Source organism: Acinetobacter faecalis, assembly GCF_034187745.1.
Taxonomy (GTDB): domain Bacteria; phylum Pseudomonadota; class Gammaproteobacteria; order Pseudomonadales; family Moraxellaceae; genus Acinetobacter; species Acinetobacter faecalis.
On sequence record NZ_JAXHPF010000014.1, the window covers coordinates 1 to 14,621 of the forward strand.

At 36.6% G+C, this 14,621-nt stretch carries 15 protein-coding genes and 1 pseudogene; 6 read left to right on the forward strand and 10 right to left on the reverse strand.

Features of this window, described 5'->3' with window-relative positions:
• Positions 1 to 80 precede the first annotated feature (80 nt).
• From SKM54_RS11995 to SKM54_RS12005, 3 genes are read right to left on the reverse strand one after another with little or no spacing between them, the layout of a single operon-like run.
• Complete coding sequence (locus tag SKM54_RS11995; protein WP_321095449.1) at positions 81 to 1,160, reverse strand: DUF6670 family protein; 1,080 nt, start codon at positions 1,158 to 1,160, stop codon at positions 81 to 83.
• Between the two features lie 23 nt (positions 1,161 to 1,183).
• Complete coding sequence (gene pssA, locus SKM54_RS12000) at positions 1,184 to 2,011, reverse strand: CDP-diacylglycerol--serine O-phosphatidyltransferase (RefSeq protein WP_154773390.1); 828 nt, start codon at positions 2,009 to 2,011, stop codon at positions 1,184 to 1,186.
• Positions 2,012 to 2,051: 40 nt separating this feature from the next.
• The gene (locus SKM54_RS12005; protein WP_154773389.1) at positions 2,052 to 2,909 is read right to left on the reverse strand and encodes a 23S rRNA (adenine(2030)-N(6))-methyltransferase RlmJ; all 858 of its coding nucleotides are present in this window, start codon (positions 2,907 to 2,909) and stop codon (positions 2,052 to 2,054) included.
• A 110-nt stretch (positions 2,910 to 3,019) separates the two neighbouring features.
• On the opposite strand from SKM54_RS12005, the gene SKM54_RS12010 reads away from it, so the two are divergent.
• On the forward strand, positions 3,020 to 3,622 hold the full coding sequence (locus tag SKM54_RS12010; RefSeq protein WP_154773388.1) for a 2OG-Fe(II) oxygenase: 603 nt from the start codon (positions 3,020 to 3,022) through the stop codon (positions 3,620 to 3,622).
• Positions 3,623 to 3,680: 58 nt separating this feature from the next.
• The gene (locus SKM54_RS12015; RefSeq protein WP_321095451.1) at positions 3,681 to 4,208 is read left to right on the forward strand and encodes a hypothetical protein; all 528 of its coding nucleotides are present in this window, start codon (positions 3,681 to 3,683) and stop codon (positions 4,206 to 4,208) included.
• Between the two features lie 68 nt (positions 4,209 to 4,276).
• Here the strand turns inward: SKM54_RS12015 and SKM54_RS12020 are convergent, their stop codons facing one another.
• The 6 genes and pseudogenes from SKM54_RS12020 to SKM54_RS12045 form a co-directional block, all read right to left on the reverse strand.
• The gene (locus tag SKM54_RS12020; RefSeq protein WP_154773386.1) at positions 4,277 to 4,528 is read right to left on the reverse strand and encodes a DUF2789 family protein; all 252 of its coding nucleotides are present in this window, start codon (positions 4,526 to 4,528) and stop codon (positions 4,277 to 4,279) included.
• 115 nt (positions 4,529 to 4,643) lie between these two features.
• Positions 4,644 to 4,876 (reverse strand): annotated as a pseudogene (locus SKM54_RS12025) (DUF2789 family protein).
• 116 nt (positions 4,877 to 4,992) lie between these two features.
• Positions 4,993 to 5,226 carry a DUF2789 family protein gene (locus SKM54_RS12030; RefSeq protein ID WP_154773384.1) on the reverse strand — a complete coding sequence of 78 codons (234 nt, stop codon included), beginning with the start codon at positions 5,224 to 5,226 and terminating at the stop codon, positions 4,993 to 4,995.
• A 139-nt stretch (positions 5,227 to 5,365) separates the two neighbouring features.
• Positions 5,366 to 6,352 (reverse strand): malate dehydrogenase, encoded by a 987-nt coding sequence (locus SKM54_RS12035; protein WP_154773383.1) that lies wholly within the window; start codon positions 6,350 to 6,352, stop codon positions 5,366 to 5,368.
• A 171-nt stretch (positions 6,353 to 6,523) separates the two neighbouring features.
• Complete coding sequence (locus tag SKM54_RS12040) at positions 6,524 to 7,177, reverse strand: ribonuclease T2 family protein (protein WP_407061182.1); 654 nt, start codon at positions 7,175 to 7,177, stop codon at positions 6,524 to 6,526.
• A 46-nt stretch (positions 7,178 to 7,223) separates the two neighbouring features.
• Positions 7,224 to 9,182: a lytic transglycosylase domain-containing protein gene (locus tag SKM54_RS12045; protein WP_407061308.1), complete on the reverse strand. Its 1,959-nt coding sequence runs from the start codon at positions 9,180 to 9,182 to the stop codon at positions 7,224 to 7,226.
• A 340-nt stretch (positions 9,183 to 9,522) separates the two neighbouring features.
• Here SKM54_RS12045 and miaB point away from each other — a divergent pair, with 340 nt between their 5' ends.
• Genes miaB through ybeY form a run of 3 tightly spaced genes read left to right on the forward strand, consistent with a single transcriptional unit; the run spans position 9,523 to position 12,596 of the window.
• Complete coding sequence (miaB, locus tag SKM54_RS12050) at positions 9,523 to 10,977, forward strand: tRNA (N6-isopentenyl adenosine(37)-C2)-methylthiotransferase MiaB (protein ID WP_248103214.1); 1,455 nt, start codon at positions 9,523 to 9,525, stop codon at positions 10,975 to 10,977.
• Positions 10,978 to 11,014: 37 nt separating this feature from the next.
• The gene (locus SKM54_RS12055) at positions 11,015 to 12,088 is read left to right on the forward strand and encodes a PhoH family protein (RefSeq protein WP_321088666.1); all 1,074 of its coding nucleotides are present in this window, start codon (positions 11,015 to 11,017) and stop codon (positions 12,086 to 12,088) included.
• A gap of 25 nt (positions 12,089 to 12,113) precedes the next feature.
• Positions 12,114 to 12,596: an rRNA maturation RNase YbeY gene (gene ybeY, locus SKM54_RS12060; RefSeq protein WP_154773378.1), complete on the forward strand. Its 483-nt coding sequence runs from the start codon at positions 12,114 to 12,116 to the stop codon at positions 12,594 to 12,596.
• A gap of 106 nt (positions 12,597 to 12,702) precedes the next feature.
• Here ybeY and SKM54_RS12065 read toward each other — a convergent pair whose 3' ends face one another.
• Entirely contained in the window at positions 12,703 to 13,581 is an 879-nt protein-coding gene (locus SKM54_RS12065) for an energy transducer TonB (protein WP_321095456.1), read from the reverse strand.
• Positions 13,582 to 13,809: 228 nt separating this feature from the next.
• Here SKM54_RS12065 and SKM54_RS12070 point away from each other — a divergent pair, with 228 nt between their 5' ends.
• Positions 13,810 to 14,484 carry a hypothetical protein gene (locus SKM54_RS12070; RefSeq protein WP_321095458.1) on the forward strand — a complete coding sequence of 225 codons (675 nt, stop codon included), beginning with the start codon at positions 13,810 to 13,812 and terminating at the stop codon, positions 14,482 to 14,484.
• Positions 14,485 to 14,621: the final 137 nt, after the last annotated feature.

The window sequence follows — 14,621 nt, forward strand, 5'->3', positions numbered from 1 at the left end:
TATTCATAATCCAATACAACCCCCTTTTTAAACAAAAAACACCATCTGCTTATTTATTCTACAAAAAACTACTACTTTTATTATCTCTTGGTTAAAAATGGGACAAAATTAGCTGTATTTTTTATATTTTTATCTTCTTTATTTTGTTCTTGCCACCTTAAAGCGCGACAATCGATGTATTCACAGTAGCCACCTTCGCCAATTTCCTCATCATTATTGATATTTACAGAATAATTAAAGCTTCCAACATATCCAGCCCCAAGTCCAAACTTAAAATCTCCCCGACTCTGCGCGGTTAAAATGATTTGAATGCCATCTTTATTGATATGTTTCCATTCAAACTCTCTTGGCAAATACATTTGATGACCATTTGGCGTTGTAATTTGTGGATATATTCTATAAATATTAAATTCCACAGATTCATCAAACATCTGCGTTGTTTGCTTAAGTCCATCTCTTAAATAAATTCGCGATTGTAAAATTTCATTTATCTCATTTCTTATTTGCATACAAATAAGTTGTCTATCATTTTTTAGATTAACAATTTGATAGCTATAAAAAGCAAATGGGATATATGGAAAATTTATTGTTCTTGCAAAATCAAATGTCCCCAGATGATTAATTTCTATTTTTTGTTTCTGATAAATAATCTCACCTTCACATTTACACAATAATGACCAATGCTCCGCCAATGTCATTCTTAATTTAATAAAATGTGAAACCGTATTTGTAGCCGTAATTCTTATTTTAAAACTTAATTCAGCATCTTCTCGCTCTATTTGAAAATTAGGAAATTCCCCCTGAATTCTTTCACAATCTGAAAATTGAAATTGATTTTGTAAAAATGAACAGTCTTTTTCCATTGAATATGAATGTAAACATCCTGCCATTTTTCCACTTACACTATTAAAGACTGTTGCTGTATCTAAAGGACTTGTATTGATACTACTTTCATTTTGCAAAGCAAGTGCATTAGGCTGCCCAAGTAAGCTATAGAAATTAAAATAATGTAAAGGCGCAGGAAGATTTGGAATGATAAGTGCGTGATGCGTAATTTTATATTTATTATTTGGAGCATGAAAAGGCAGTTGATCGAGTGAATTCTGAGAAGCTCGATTACATTGTTTTGATTGATCTAATAAATCGAAAAACAACGCCATATCGAACTCCTCATTTTAATTCATCATGTTTTGGGATTATTTCGCGCTAAGAATGTTGTAACAAAACCAGATAATGCATAAATAATTGAGATCACAAATATGCCTACTGGGATATTGTAAGTCATCGCGGCAAATACAAATACGATAATAGGTAATACAAAAAATGGAACGCGTTTACGCTCTACTGTTTTAAATGAATAATATTTAATGTTGGAAATCATTAATAAACCAACTGCAATAATAATTACAGCATTTAAAATTTGACCACCAAGTTCTTGCAAGTTGAAGAATTCTGGAAAATCTCGTGCAACAAGTACAAGTGAAATAATCATGACTGCTGCAAGTGGGCTTGCAACACCAATAAAGTAGCGTTTATCGACCACGCCAATTTGTACATTAAAACGTGCTAGACGGAATGCTGCACATGCGGTATACACAAAACAAGCTGCCAAACCAATACGACCTAAATCGTGAAGGCTCCAGCTATACATTAAAATGGCTGGTGCTACACCAAAAGCAAGCAAATCCGACAATGAATCAAACTGTTCGCCAAATGGGCTCTGCGCACCAATTGCACGTGCTACACGACCATCTAAACCATCTAATAATGCTGCAATAAAAATTGCATAAACAGCATGCGTATAGTCTTGATTCATACTTGCAATAATGGAGTAAAAACCAGACAACAACGCAGCCGTTGTTATTAGATTTGGCCACAAGTAAATGCCACGACGTTTTACTTTCTGCCCTTCATGGGTATGCTCTTCCTCTTCAACTTCGAAAGTAATTCCATCAAAGGTACTTTCTTTCGTTGAAGATATTTCCCGTTCAGGTTTATTTGTATTTGTCATTCTTCATTCCTAAATGTGACCATTTCTGATTCATTTTAACTTATTCGCCAACTAACCAACGTACAGCAGCATGTCCGCCATTTTCGCTCATGCGTAAATGTGGGAATAACCATTGTAACGCCTCATCAGCATCTTCAGAAAACTTCCATGGTGGGTTAATCACCAACAAACCACAACCATTTAGACCAACAGGTGTGTCATCTGGCCATACACATACTTCACACACCAACTGACGACGAATACCTGTTTTAAACATTTTCTTTTCAAAACGTTCAATCATCGCGCGGTCTTTAATTGGATACCAAATCGCAAATACGCCCGTAGGCCATTTTTTGTATGCAGCAACAATTAATTCAACAAGTTGAGGAAAATCTTTACGCTCCACTTCATATGGAGGATCGATCATCACTAAACCACGTTTTTCTTTCGGTGGAATAACACCTAAAAGACCTTCATAAGCATCACGCTCATGTAAGCCTGCACGCTTGTCAAAAATGTTATGACGTAATTGTTGAAAAACATCACGTTGCATTTCAAAAATTGTGGCTTTATCTATTTCACGCATGCCTTCAAGCGCAAACCATGGCGAGCCTGGGTATGCACCCTTACCAAAGTTTTCACGCATGTTTTCAACAACTTTTAAATATTGTTGAACACCTTCTGGCGCATTGCGTTTAATAGAATCATCTAGTTTAACTAAACGGTGAATACCCGTTAAAAACTCACCTGACTTTTGCGCTTCAGATGTTGATAAATCATATTTACCAGCACCACCATGCGTATCTACATAGCGATAAGGTTTATCTTTTGCATTGAGTCGAGTCAGTAATTGAAGCAATAGGACATGCTTCATGACATCGGCAAAGTTGCCTGCATGGTAATGGTGACGGTAATTCATGTTTCATTTATTCCTCATATCAACGAGTATTTTAGCATGAAATTTAGTTTCATTCAGAAGCATATCTTGTTCTAATAGCAGACACATTTTTTTATTTTGAGTTTTAAGCGATGGAAGCAGTCCTTCTCCCAAAGTCTTGGAATGTTGATCAAATCTTAGATGATTTAGATCAACACGGCTTCTCTATCATTGATGACGCTTATTCTTCTGAATATATTCATCAACTTGTAGAGGAATGCACATCTCATTTAAATCAGTTTAGAGATGCTGCGATTCAAAATGGAATTGTTTCAAATATACGTAGCGATCATATTTTATGGCTACATGAAGAATTAAAAATATCGCATCAACATACAAAAACACTTTATGTACTTGCAGAACAATTTAATCGTGCATTTTATTTAGGAATCAATAATATAGAAGCTCACTTTGCTTGCTATAACTCAGGTGAGTTTTATGCTTTGCACCGTGATAATCCACAAGGTAAAAATGGTCGCATCATTTCTGCAGTTTATTATTTACATGAAGATTGGCAAGATGATTGGGGTGGTGAATTACGCCTACAAGATAAAAATGATCAATGGCATACGCTACAACCTAAACCTAATAGAGTCGCTTTGTTTCAAAGTGATTTATTACACGAAGTTTTAAAAGCAAAGCATCAAAGACTATCTATTACTGCATGGCTTCGTCACAACGATTCTATTTTGTAACTTTAAATTCCAAAAAACATCCTCATATAGTGAAGATGATTCAATGAGGATGTTTCCAATGCGCGAAAACACAAAGACAATTATTCAACGTCTTGGCGAAACTGACCAACTTTTTTTACAAGAAAATACTCCTGTTCTTGCATTGGAACGTGCAGACTTACGTCTTCAATTGGTTGAAATTAGCGAACATCGCCAAGAAAAAGTTCATTTTTTACAAGAAGCGATTGTACTTTTAGAACAAGCGCGTGTTGAGTTTGAAGAAATGCCGTTAGAGTTGTATATCAACCTATCATTGCATTTGGCTAAAGCATATATGATGTTTTTTGAAATAACCCAAGAACAGCGTTATGCCATTATTACCCAGCAAATTATGAAGCCGATGGCTCATTTTGAACACGGCGACATTTATTTCTTCTTGGCTTATGCATCTTCAATAAAAAATGAGCCTTCAATGACACGCCATTGGCTGACTAAATATAGTAAAACACCAATTTACGATTTAGAAATTTTGATGCAACACGCTGCGTTCAAAACATTTAAAGATGAAAAATGGTTTAATCAGATTGCTCAAAGCAAGCTTCATTAACTCTCAAATAATAAATAGCAAAAATAAAAGCCTCAATTGAGGCTTTTATTTTTATGAAAGAAATTAGTTCAAACAGCTTGTAACTTATAAGCATCTAAATGTAGTTGTTGATTTAATTCATCTACCCATATTGCCCAATCATCATCTTGAACTAAATGGCTAATGAGAAGTGAGCGCTGCGCTTTATTCCAAAAAGGCGCATCGTGAAGTGACACATTGGCTGGTAGCTGATGTGTACGTACATACAATTCTATTGCAGCTGCACTATTTGCTAACCCAAGTTGTGAAAATAATAATTCTAAGGATGGTTTGTTCTGCATGAGCTTTCGCCCTCCTTATCAGCTTATTTGTAGTTTGTTATTTAATCAGCTTATAAGAATTAAACAAATAAAACTAGCGATGTGTCTAAATAATTTGTTTCTATTTATAACTTAATTAATCATTATGAAGTTGTTCATTTAACTGATCTATCACCATAGACCACTCGTCATCTTTTCCCCAATGACTAATTAGAAAATTACTTTGCGAGTCTGTCCAAAAATCTGCTGCGGGCATAGCTGTATTCAAATCTAACGATGTGTATCGATAAATTTTTCAATTCCTTCTTTTGAGCTGTCTAAACCGAGTTGTTGAAACAATAATTCTTGTGTTACGTCCATATCTAGCATTCTTTGATCCTTATATTTGCATATTTAGATCTTTAAATTTAACGATAATATTTTTATGGGCTGTTGTTTTTTTACACAATACTTTCAGTCACTTATACACATTCTAACTGCTTTTATTATTCACCATGTAAAAGCTCATCAAGCAAATCAATTATAATTACCCACTCTTCATTGGTTGATTTGTAGTTTGCTAAAATTTGACGCTGCTCATCATTCCAAAATGGTGCATTTTCTAGTTTTACACTTGCATCTAATTGATGATTATCTACAAAAAGATCCATATCTTTTTCATCGGAAGCAAGCCCCAAGGTTTGAAATAACGTCTCCAATGTGATTTGTACATTTTGCATTGTTATCTCCTTAAAATTATTATTATTTAATCATTTATAACAGTTTTTTTTTAAATTACATATATTTTTCACTTTATTTTTATTTAAAAAAGGCACCCCAAATGGGGTGCCTTTTTAAACTTAATCTGGAAAGATTAAATTATTTAAGCATGTCAGCAATTGCTGCGCGCTCTTCTTCAAGTTCGTTCAACGTGAAGTTGATACGGTCACGGCTGAATTCGTCGATTTCAAGACCTTGAACAATCTTGTATTCGCCATTTTCAGTTGTAACAGGGAAACCAAACATTACGCCTTCAGGAATACCATACGAACCGTCTGAAGGAATACCCATAGTTACCCATTCGCCATTTGTGCCAAGAGCCCAATCGCGCATATGGTCGATTGCAGCATTAGCAGCAGAAGCAGCAGAAGAAAGACCACGAGCTTCAATAATTGCAGCGCCGCGCTTACCAACTGTAGGAAGGAATGTGTTTGCATTCCAATCTTGGTCGTTGATCATGTCTTTAACGCTTTCACCGTTGATTGTTGCAAAACGGTAGTCAGCATACATTGTTGGAGAGTGGTTACCCCAAACAGTAAGGTTTTTGATGTCTTTAACTGCTTTACCAGTTTTAGCAGCAATTTGAGAAGCTGCACGGTTATGGTCAAGACGTAACATTGCTGTGAAGTTTTTCGCTGGAAGATCTGGAGCAGATTTCATAGCGATGTAAGCGTTAGTGTTAGCAGGGTTACCTACAACAAGAACTTTAACGTCACGGCTAGCAACTTCGTTAAGCGCTTGACCTTGACCAATAAAGATTTCGCCGTTTACTTTTAATAAGTCAGCACGTTCCATACCAGGACCACGAGGACGTGAACCAACTAATAATGCATAGTCAGCATCTTTAAATGCAACTTTAGGATCATCAGTACCAATCATGTCTTCTAGAAGTGGGAATGCACAGTCCTGAAGCTCCATCATTACGCCTTTAAGCGCTTGTTGAGCTTTCTCAAAAGGAACTTCTAATAATTGAAGAATAACTGGTTGGTCTTTACCCAACATTTCACCGCTTGCGATACGGAATAATAAGCTATAACCAATTTGACCAGCTGCGCCAGTAACGGCAACACGAACTGCTTGCTTCATGTAATTATCTCCAATTGAGAGGATAGTCAATGCAATTAAATAGCTGTTCTATTTAATCTTAATCATCATAAACGGCAAAGATTGTACTCCAATCATTCGTACGATGCATGTAAAACAGAATCTAATTGAACAAAAGTCTGATAGAAAATATAAATTAAAATATGAAAAAGCTTAGTAAGAGCCTTTAATTGTAAAAGTTCCTGTGCAATTTGAAACGACTTTATTGGAACAGGCCTTATATTGACCATCTGACGCATAACATACATTTAAAGATGTTAAGTAGGTTGTATTACGATGTTTCATACATTGAAAACGAATACTATTTGCAGATAACCCTTTATTTAAACGTACAAACATGGTCTGTAAAGAAATAGTATGAATTTGTTTAGTTTCCTGCCCTGTCATAACCGAAGGAATTTTTAAACGCTCTGCATAGTTAATTACGGTTCTAAAATATCGACTTGCATTTGTTCCCGTACAACCACCCACAGCAGCCCACAATTGGCGTCGAGCTGCCTCATCGGGCATTACCCGCGCAACAACTTTTGCTTGTAAAGGCTGTAAAGTTGCTGAGGTGTCTGTAGAGCAGTTCTTACTCGTGGTTTCAGGATATAAACCCTCAATATTTAATGTATAACCTTCCATACACTTTCGTTTTTTTACTTTAGATGTATCTAGCAAACAAATTGCAGGTGTCATTTGAATATCTAAAACGTATCCCACAGGTTTATTTGCATAAAGATAAGATGTCACAAAGCATGAACAAAGCGTGCTTATAACAAGCATGCTTCGTTTTATCATTTTTTGCTGAAACCCTTTTCTCATCTTTACCTTACCTAATAAAGCAACTGGCTTTAACCGTGTATTACCACTATTGAGTTACGTTTCGCATAGGAATAACTTGCATACGTTTTCCAATAGATTGCGGACCTTGACCAAGTAATAAACCATAATGAACTGCATTTGTCATAACGTGTTTTACGTAATCACGAGTTTCACTTAGCGGAATAGTTTCTGTGTATTGATCTGCTGCAATAGTTTGATATTCAGGCTGCCAACGACGTGCTCTATTTGGTCCTGCGTTATAGCCTGCTGTGGCAATCACTGCATTATTACTGAGCTGACTTTGAATAGTCGATAAGTAATAAGTCCCATATCTAATATTTACATTCATGTCTGATAACGCAGCAGGGTTGTAAGTTTCACCCATTTTACGTGCAACCAATTTTGCAGTTTCAGGCATGATTTGCATTAAACCGCCTGCCCCAACATGCGAACGCGCAGCAGTATTAAAGCGACTTTCTTGACGCATAATTCCGTACGCCCATGCAGGATCAATTCCAGCATTTTGACTATGACTTACAACATAACCTCTGTGTGGTGTTGCATAACCATAAAGATGGTTTGATTTACTTACCGTACGATCTGCCGCATAAATTGCACGATCATACCACCCCATGTCTGTTGCACGTTTTGCTGCTGCAAGAATCAGTTCATCATCATGTTTTAAATATGCTTGTCGAACTGCCCAATTCCATTCACGATTAATATACGTGACAGGTGCATTAATATCTCGTAAAGCAAATGCACGATTAAAATGAATATCTTGGCTTAAACGTTGAATATCTTTATTTGATGGTTCATAACTAGATGATAAGTTATAAGTTTGCCCAACATGGTCTTTGGCTAATAAGTTGTGATAACCCGTACCTTCAGCCAATTTCTTAAAAATTTCTTTTGATGTACGTTGTGAAGCTGAATCTGTGCGCTGTTCATATGCACGAGCCAACCAATATTGCCAACGATCTTCTTCACGCTGAGTAACTGACATTGCATCAATTGCACGAATTAAACTTTCCCAGCCACTAAAACGAATTGCTTGACGTGCATAAATTTCCGCCTCTTCTGGGCTAAATGGCAAGCCATAACTTGCATCTAAAACATCTAAAACTTCTTTATTGAAGTTGTTTTTCATCACTGTTGTGCCACCAATGTAACCAACAGTTCTGTATAACGCTTTTTGGATAATCTCAGGTGTGCCTTCAGCGCTACGTTTTACCGAAGATAGTGCTGAGTTTAAATCTGTTTCTGCCAAACGCCCAATCGCAAAAATTAAATATGCATAATCTGCATCCGTACTTTTAGGTGCAGACCAAATATAATTTAAAGGAGCTGCTTGAATAGAATTAAATTGAGCTAGCGTTAAGTTCAATCCTAAACTTTGTGCTGTTGTAACAGCTTGACCACTTTTTCCTGAACGCAATTGCCCCCAAAGACGCTGTTCTTTATCTTCTTTTGTCATTAAAGGGCTAGATGACATCATGCGTGCCAAACCATGACAAAAATCAGATTGAGAGCTTGTGCTTAACCAAACATCTTTAAATTCTGCATAAACCAATGGATCGCCTGAACGTGCACGAACTTGTGCCATTGCACAACTTTCCGCTTGATCTGGATTAGTCACATATTGCAAAACGGGCAATGGACTTGAAAAATCGGCTTGTTTTACTTTTTCTTCTACATAATCGGCAGCAAGTTTTTCAGCCATAGCAGATTGAGGATAGCGCTGAGCAAAACTAATAATGGCACTTGCAGGCTGTGATGCTAAATTTCTATTTAATAGCCAATATTCTGGGTAATAACCCAAAACATCATTTTGCATAGAATTTTGATATTGTTCTAAGGCTTGTGTATTTCCAGCACTTGATGCCTTTAAAGCATCGTTAAACTGCTCATTTTCTGCATGTGCAAAAGAAAAAAGACACAAAGAACTCATACTTAATACAAGACGTTTATAACCTTGTTTTTCTTTTTTAATTATTGCGAGCATATTTGTGCTTTCTTCCATTACTGTGCCTTTTATATATAGAAATTAACCAACAGCGCCTAACAGTTTAGTTATTTTGAAATAACTCTATTGTTCTGTTGTGTAACCTTATGATTAAACAATATTAATTTTCAAACATTTTCCCTTCATAAATCAATAAAAATACACACTTATTTTAAATTATAAATTTCTTACATTTTCCTGCTAAACTATGCGCCTTCTTACATTCCTTGATTTTTTGCTCAATATTTATCGTGCAGATAGAACACATGTGGAATGCCACTAGGTCTTCTATACTGCCACAAGAGCATGTTTCATAAAGATTTATCTTTTAGGAGCCTACATGACGGTTCAAACCTTCATTCCAAATAGTGCCCAAGCTGCCTCAGAAAACACTGTTACCCAGCCACAGCACACCCCAGCCAACGGTTCAGTAAAAAAACTGTTCATCGAAACGCAAGGGTGTCAGATGAATGAGTATGACAGTCATCGTATGGCAGATTTACTAGGCGATTCACACGGCTATGTGTTAACCAAAGATCCGAAAGAGGCCGATATTCTACTTATGAATACCTGCTCCATTCGTGAAAAAGCACAAGAAAAGGTATTTTCTGAACTTGGTCGCTGGCGCAAGCTAAAAGAAAAAAATCCGGACCTAATTATTGGTGTTGGTGGATGTGTTGCATCTCAAGAAGGTGACAACATTCAAAAACGTGCCAATTATGTTGATATGATTTTTGGTCCACAAACTTTACACCGTTTACCACAAATGCTCGATCAGCATTTTGACCAAATTGAAAAACCCAAAAAAGAAAAAATCAAACTGGTTGATATTTCTTTCCCTGACATTGAAAAATTCGACTTTTTACCTGAACCGCGCGTTGAAGGTCATAAAGCATTTGTTTCAATTATGGAAGGCTGTTCAAAATACTGCTCTTTCTGCGTTGTGCCTTATACACGTGGCGAAGAAGTTTCACGCCCACTCGATGATGTCCTTGCTGAAATTGCAACATTGGCAGAAAAAGGCGTTCGTGAAATTTCACTATTAGGTCAAAACGTAAATGGCTACCGTGGTGAAACTTTCGAAGGTGAAATTTGTACATTTGCAGATTTACTTCGTTTAGTTGCAGAAATTCCGGGAATTGGTCGTTTACGTTACACCACATCTCACCCGCTTGAATTTAACGATGACTTAATTCAATGCTACCGAGATTTACCACAAATGGTTTCTCACCTTCATTTGCCTGTACAAAGTGGTTCAAATGATGTCCTTCAGGCGATGAAGCGTAACCATACCATTGATGTTTACATCGAAAAAATTGCCAAGTTACGTAAAGTTCGTCCAGATATGCATTTATCTTCAGATTTCATTATTGGTTTCCCTGGCGAAACAGATGAAAACTTTGAAGAAACCTATCAGTTTATTAAAGACATGGACTTTGACCATTCTTATAGCTTTGTATATTCAAAACGTCCGGGAACTCCTGCGGCAGAATTGGAAGATACAATTTCTGAAGATGTGAAAAAAGAACGCTTAGCTAAAGTCCAACAATGGATTAAACGCTCAAGTATTGATAAGACAGATGCAATGCTAGGCACAATCCAACGTGTTCTTATTGAAAAAGTTTCTGACAAAGATCCTGACCTTTTAGTGGGTACAGCAGACAACACGCGTTATGTGACATTTATTGGTGATGCATCTTGGGTCGGTCGCTTTGCTGAAATTGAAATCACTGAAATAAAAACTTTAAATTTAGTTTACGGTGAGCTCTTGAATCTTGAGCCTGACGTGGCGTAATGTAGGGCTATAACAAGATTACTTTTAAGGAACTCTCTTGACTGCAACGATTCGACGTACAGTAGCTTTTCCTGGTGTTTCAGTTGACCGTTTAAAGAATATGTTAGGTGCTTATAACGGTCACTTAAAACAAATCGAACAACGTTTAAATGTCCAAATTTCCCATCGTGGCGAAGAATTCTTTGTCGATGGTGATCTAGAAGCAGTCGAGAGAGCCGAAAGCTTGCTCCAACGTCTGCATAGCGAAGCTGAACTATCTCAGCAGATTTCATCAGACACCTTGCATCTTATGATTCAAGGCAGCCAAACCGACCGTGAACTACAAACAGATTTAGACCAAGAACATACAGGTCTAGAAGATGTTTATTTACAAACTCGAAAAGGTCGTATCAACCCGCGTGGTGCAAACCAAAAGCGTTATGTTCAGCGCATTTTACAAAGTGATATTTCATTTGGTATTGGCCCTGCCGGTACAGGTAAAACCTACCTTGCAGTTGCTGCCGCTGTAGATATGCTTGAGCGTAATGAAATTCAACGTATTTTACTGGTTCGACCTGCTGTTGAAGCGGGTGAAAAACTCGGTTTCTTACCGGGCGATTTAACCCAAAAAATTGACCCGTATTTGCGTCCACTTTACGATGCATTGTACGAAATGCTTGGCTTTGAAAAAGTTGCAAAACTTATTGAGCGCCAAGTCATTGAAGTTGCTCCACTTGCTTATATGCGTGGCCGTACACTCAACCATTCTTTCGTTATTCTTGATGAAGCACAAAACACCACACCTGAACAAATGAAAATGTTCTTAACGCGTTTAGGTTTTGGTTCACGTGCCGTAATTACAGGTGACGTAACACAGGTTGATTTACCGCGAGGACAACAATCGGGTTTATCACACGCCTTACGTGTTATTGAAAATGTAAAAGAAATTCATATTACTCGCTTCCACTCACGCGATGTTGTGCGTCATCAATTGGTACAAAAAATTGTTGAAGCATACGAAGGATGGGATAGCGAACAACAACGTCTTAGTGCAGAAGCTCGTGCGGAACGTAAAGCGCTCCAAGCGGCATTAATTGCTGAAAATGATGCCGCAGCAGATGCACAAGACTAATTTAAACATGATTTAAGGATTTGTTTTGAAGCTTAGTCTTTCTCTACAACAGGATTTTCAAGCACCTGAATTGGTCTTGAAGCGTGCTCATATTAAAAAAGTTGTAGAAACAGCTTTACGCCATATCGACACAAAAAGCGATTGTGAAATTGGTATTGCATGTGTCGATAATGATGAAAGCCACAAACTCAATTTAGAATATCGCGGCAAAGATAAACCGACCAATGTTTTATCTTTCCCAAGTGACCTTCCCGATGAAATGGCTGAAATTTTAGATTCATTTCCAATTGGCGATTTAGTCATTTGCATTCCTGTTGTATTACGCGAAGCTCAGGAACAAAATAAAATTCCACTCACTCACTTCACCCATATGCTTGTTCATGGAACTTTGCATTTAATGGGATATGACCACGAAACTTCAGATGAAGATGCAGACGAAATGGAAGCATTGGAAATTGAAATTCTTGCTAAATTAGGTTTTGAAAATCCATATTTAGAACAAGATTAATTCTGAATTTTAAAAAGCGAGCTAGAGCTCGCTTTTTTATTTGAGAAAATTGAACAGACCTCTACTTAACTATCTCCTAGAAGGAGAAGGAAATAGACTGAAAGCTTTAGTTCACTTCAATTTCAGCTTCAGCAGGATCAAAACGCCAAGTACGAATAATTCGAAGCTCTGAGATATCTTTCATTTTAGAATCGAATGCACCATACGGTGCTGCTTTACGAACCGAGGCTTTAGCTGCCTCATCTAAAATGGCATGACCTGAACTATCAATTAAACGAATTGCACGAATACCGCCATTCGCATTTAAGATAACCATTAAGCGAACTTCACCAGATAAACGCATTTGTTTAGCTTGTTCTGGATAATATCTATTACCATAAAATTCTACTTTTTCACGGAATTTATCCATATATGCTGCTGAAACGTCTTTCTTAGCCTGAATACCATCTAAAGTTTTTACTTTTTGAGTACGACTGAAATTTTGTTGACGTTTTAAATATTGTGCTTCAATACTTGCAACCATTGCTGCTTTGGCTTGAAACTGGCTATTAAGCTGCTCCATCGCTTTTTTACGGTTATTTTGCTCTGCTTCTTTTTTCCAACTTAACGTGGTCATTAACACTTTTTCTTCAAAGCTCAATTCACGTTGTTGCTGCATTTGCTCTAAACTTTTAAGTTGCTGTTCACCCGTGCTTAAGTCTTCCATCGCAGCAGGCATATCGCTTGATATCCGATGAGCTTCACGAAATGTCCCCGCCCCTTGTTGATTTTCTTGTGCTAAAAAATCTGCATTTTTTACTTCTTTTTCAGCAGGTCGAATAGAAACTGCAATATCTTTTGTCGATGTGTCAGTTGCTGTAGGCTCTGCAAATTGTAGAGTCAAAACAATGAGATGCAAAAATCCTGCAATCAACAATGATGCAGTAAAAATAGAATCTTGCCACCAGTGGCTTCTAAAAGGTGTTAAAAATATTTTAATTGACATCACAATAAACGGACAAAAGTCGGTTTTCCCAAACTGTAAAAACAGAATAATATAGATCGAGTTATCTATTTTTATAGATAAAAGCGAAACTTATCAACAAATAAATCAAGCATATAAACTATTGAAAATGGTGCTATTTATTTTGATAAACTGCAAGCGATAAACTCGAATTTTTAATACAATTAAAGTAATTTGAGTCAAAGATAGACCCAATCATTGGAACACGATATGCAAACGATCATTTCAAATATCTCCGCTCGCTTAAAACAAGCTTATCAAAAAGCTGAAGATTACATTGAAGACGAGCGTGAATTTCCAATGTCTCAAGTGTTTCTGAACGCCACATTTCAGCGTTTCGTTACCGATAATGTAAAAATGTTAAAAGATCTTCATGTAGATTTACATGATGATTGGTTACGCCTTTATGCAACCTTAGATTACAACGGGCTAAATATTACATTAAGTGTCGATTTAAAACTTGCGCTGATGGAACTCAATAAAAAATCTCAGTTGATTGTATTTGAACAAATTAGTGAAACTACAATTTTAGATGCTAAATATCCAAGTGTGTTTCATAAAGGTGGTGTTCAATGTGCTTTATGGTTCTATCAAAAAGTTTTAAATAAAGATCCTTTAGGCATGATTTTAGAAAAACTAAATGTGATTAAAGTAAAAGATGATTTACTTTATTTAGACTTAAACCGTTGGCTTGGCAAAAATAAATCGATTATTGATACTTTAGCCAAGGTAAACGTAAATCACGCTGTACTTCGTGAAGCTCAACTTGTGGTTTTTGGTAATGTAAATTTAGTGGCGCTTTTTAGCAAAATGTCGAGTGAGCGACTAGAAAGTAATGTTGCAGACTTCACTGAATCTGACGTTACGCCAATTAAACAGAAATAGCCCACGATGCTATAGCAATTTACAGCGCTACATTTCAGATACAGAAAAGAAAAAAATCTAAGATTTATCTTCATGATCTAAATGCATAATCATTAAAACTCATTTCAAGCTGTGGAACTCATCTTCCATTACGTAAA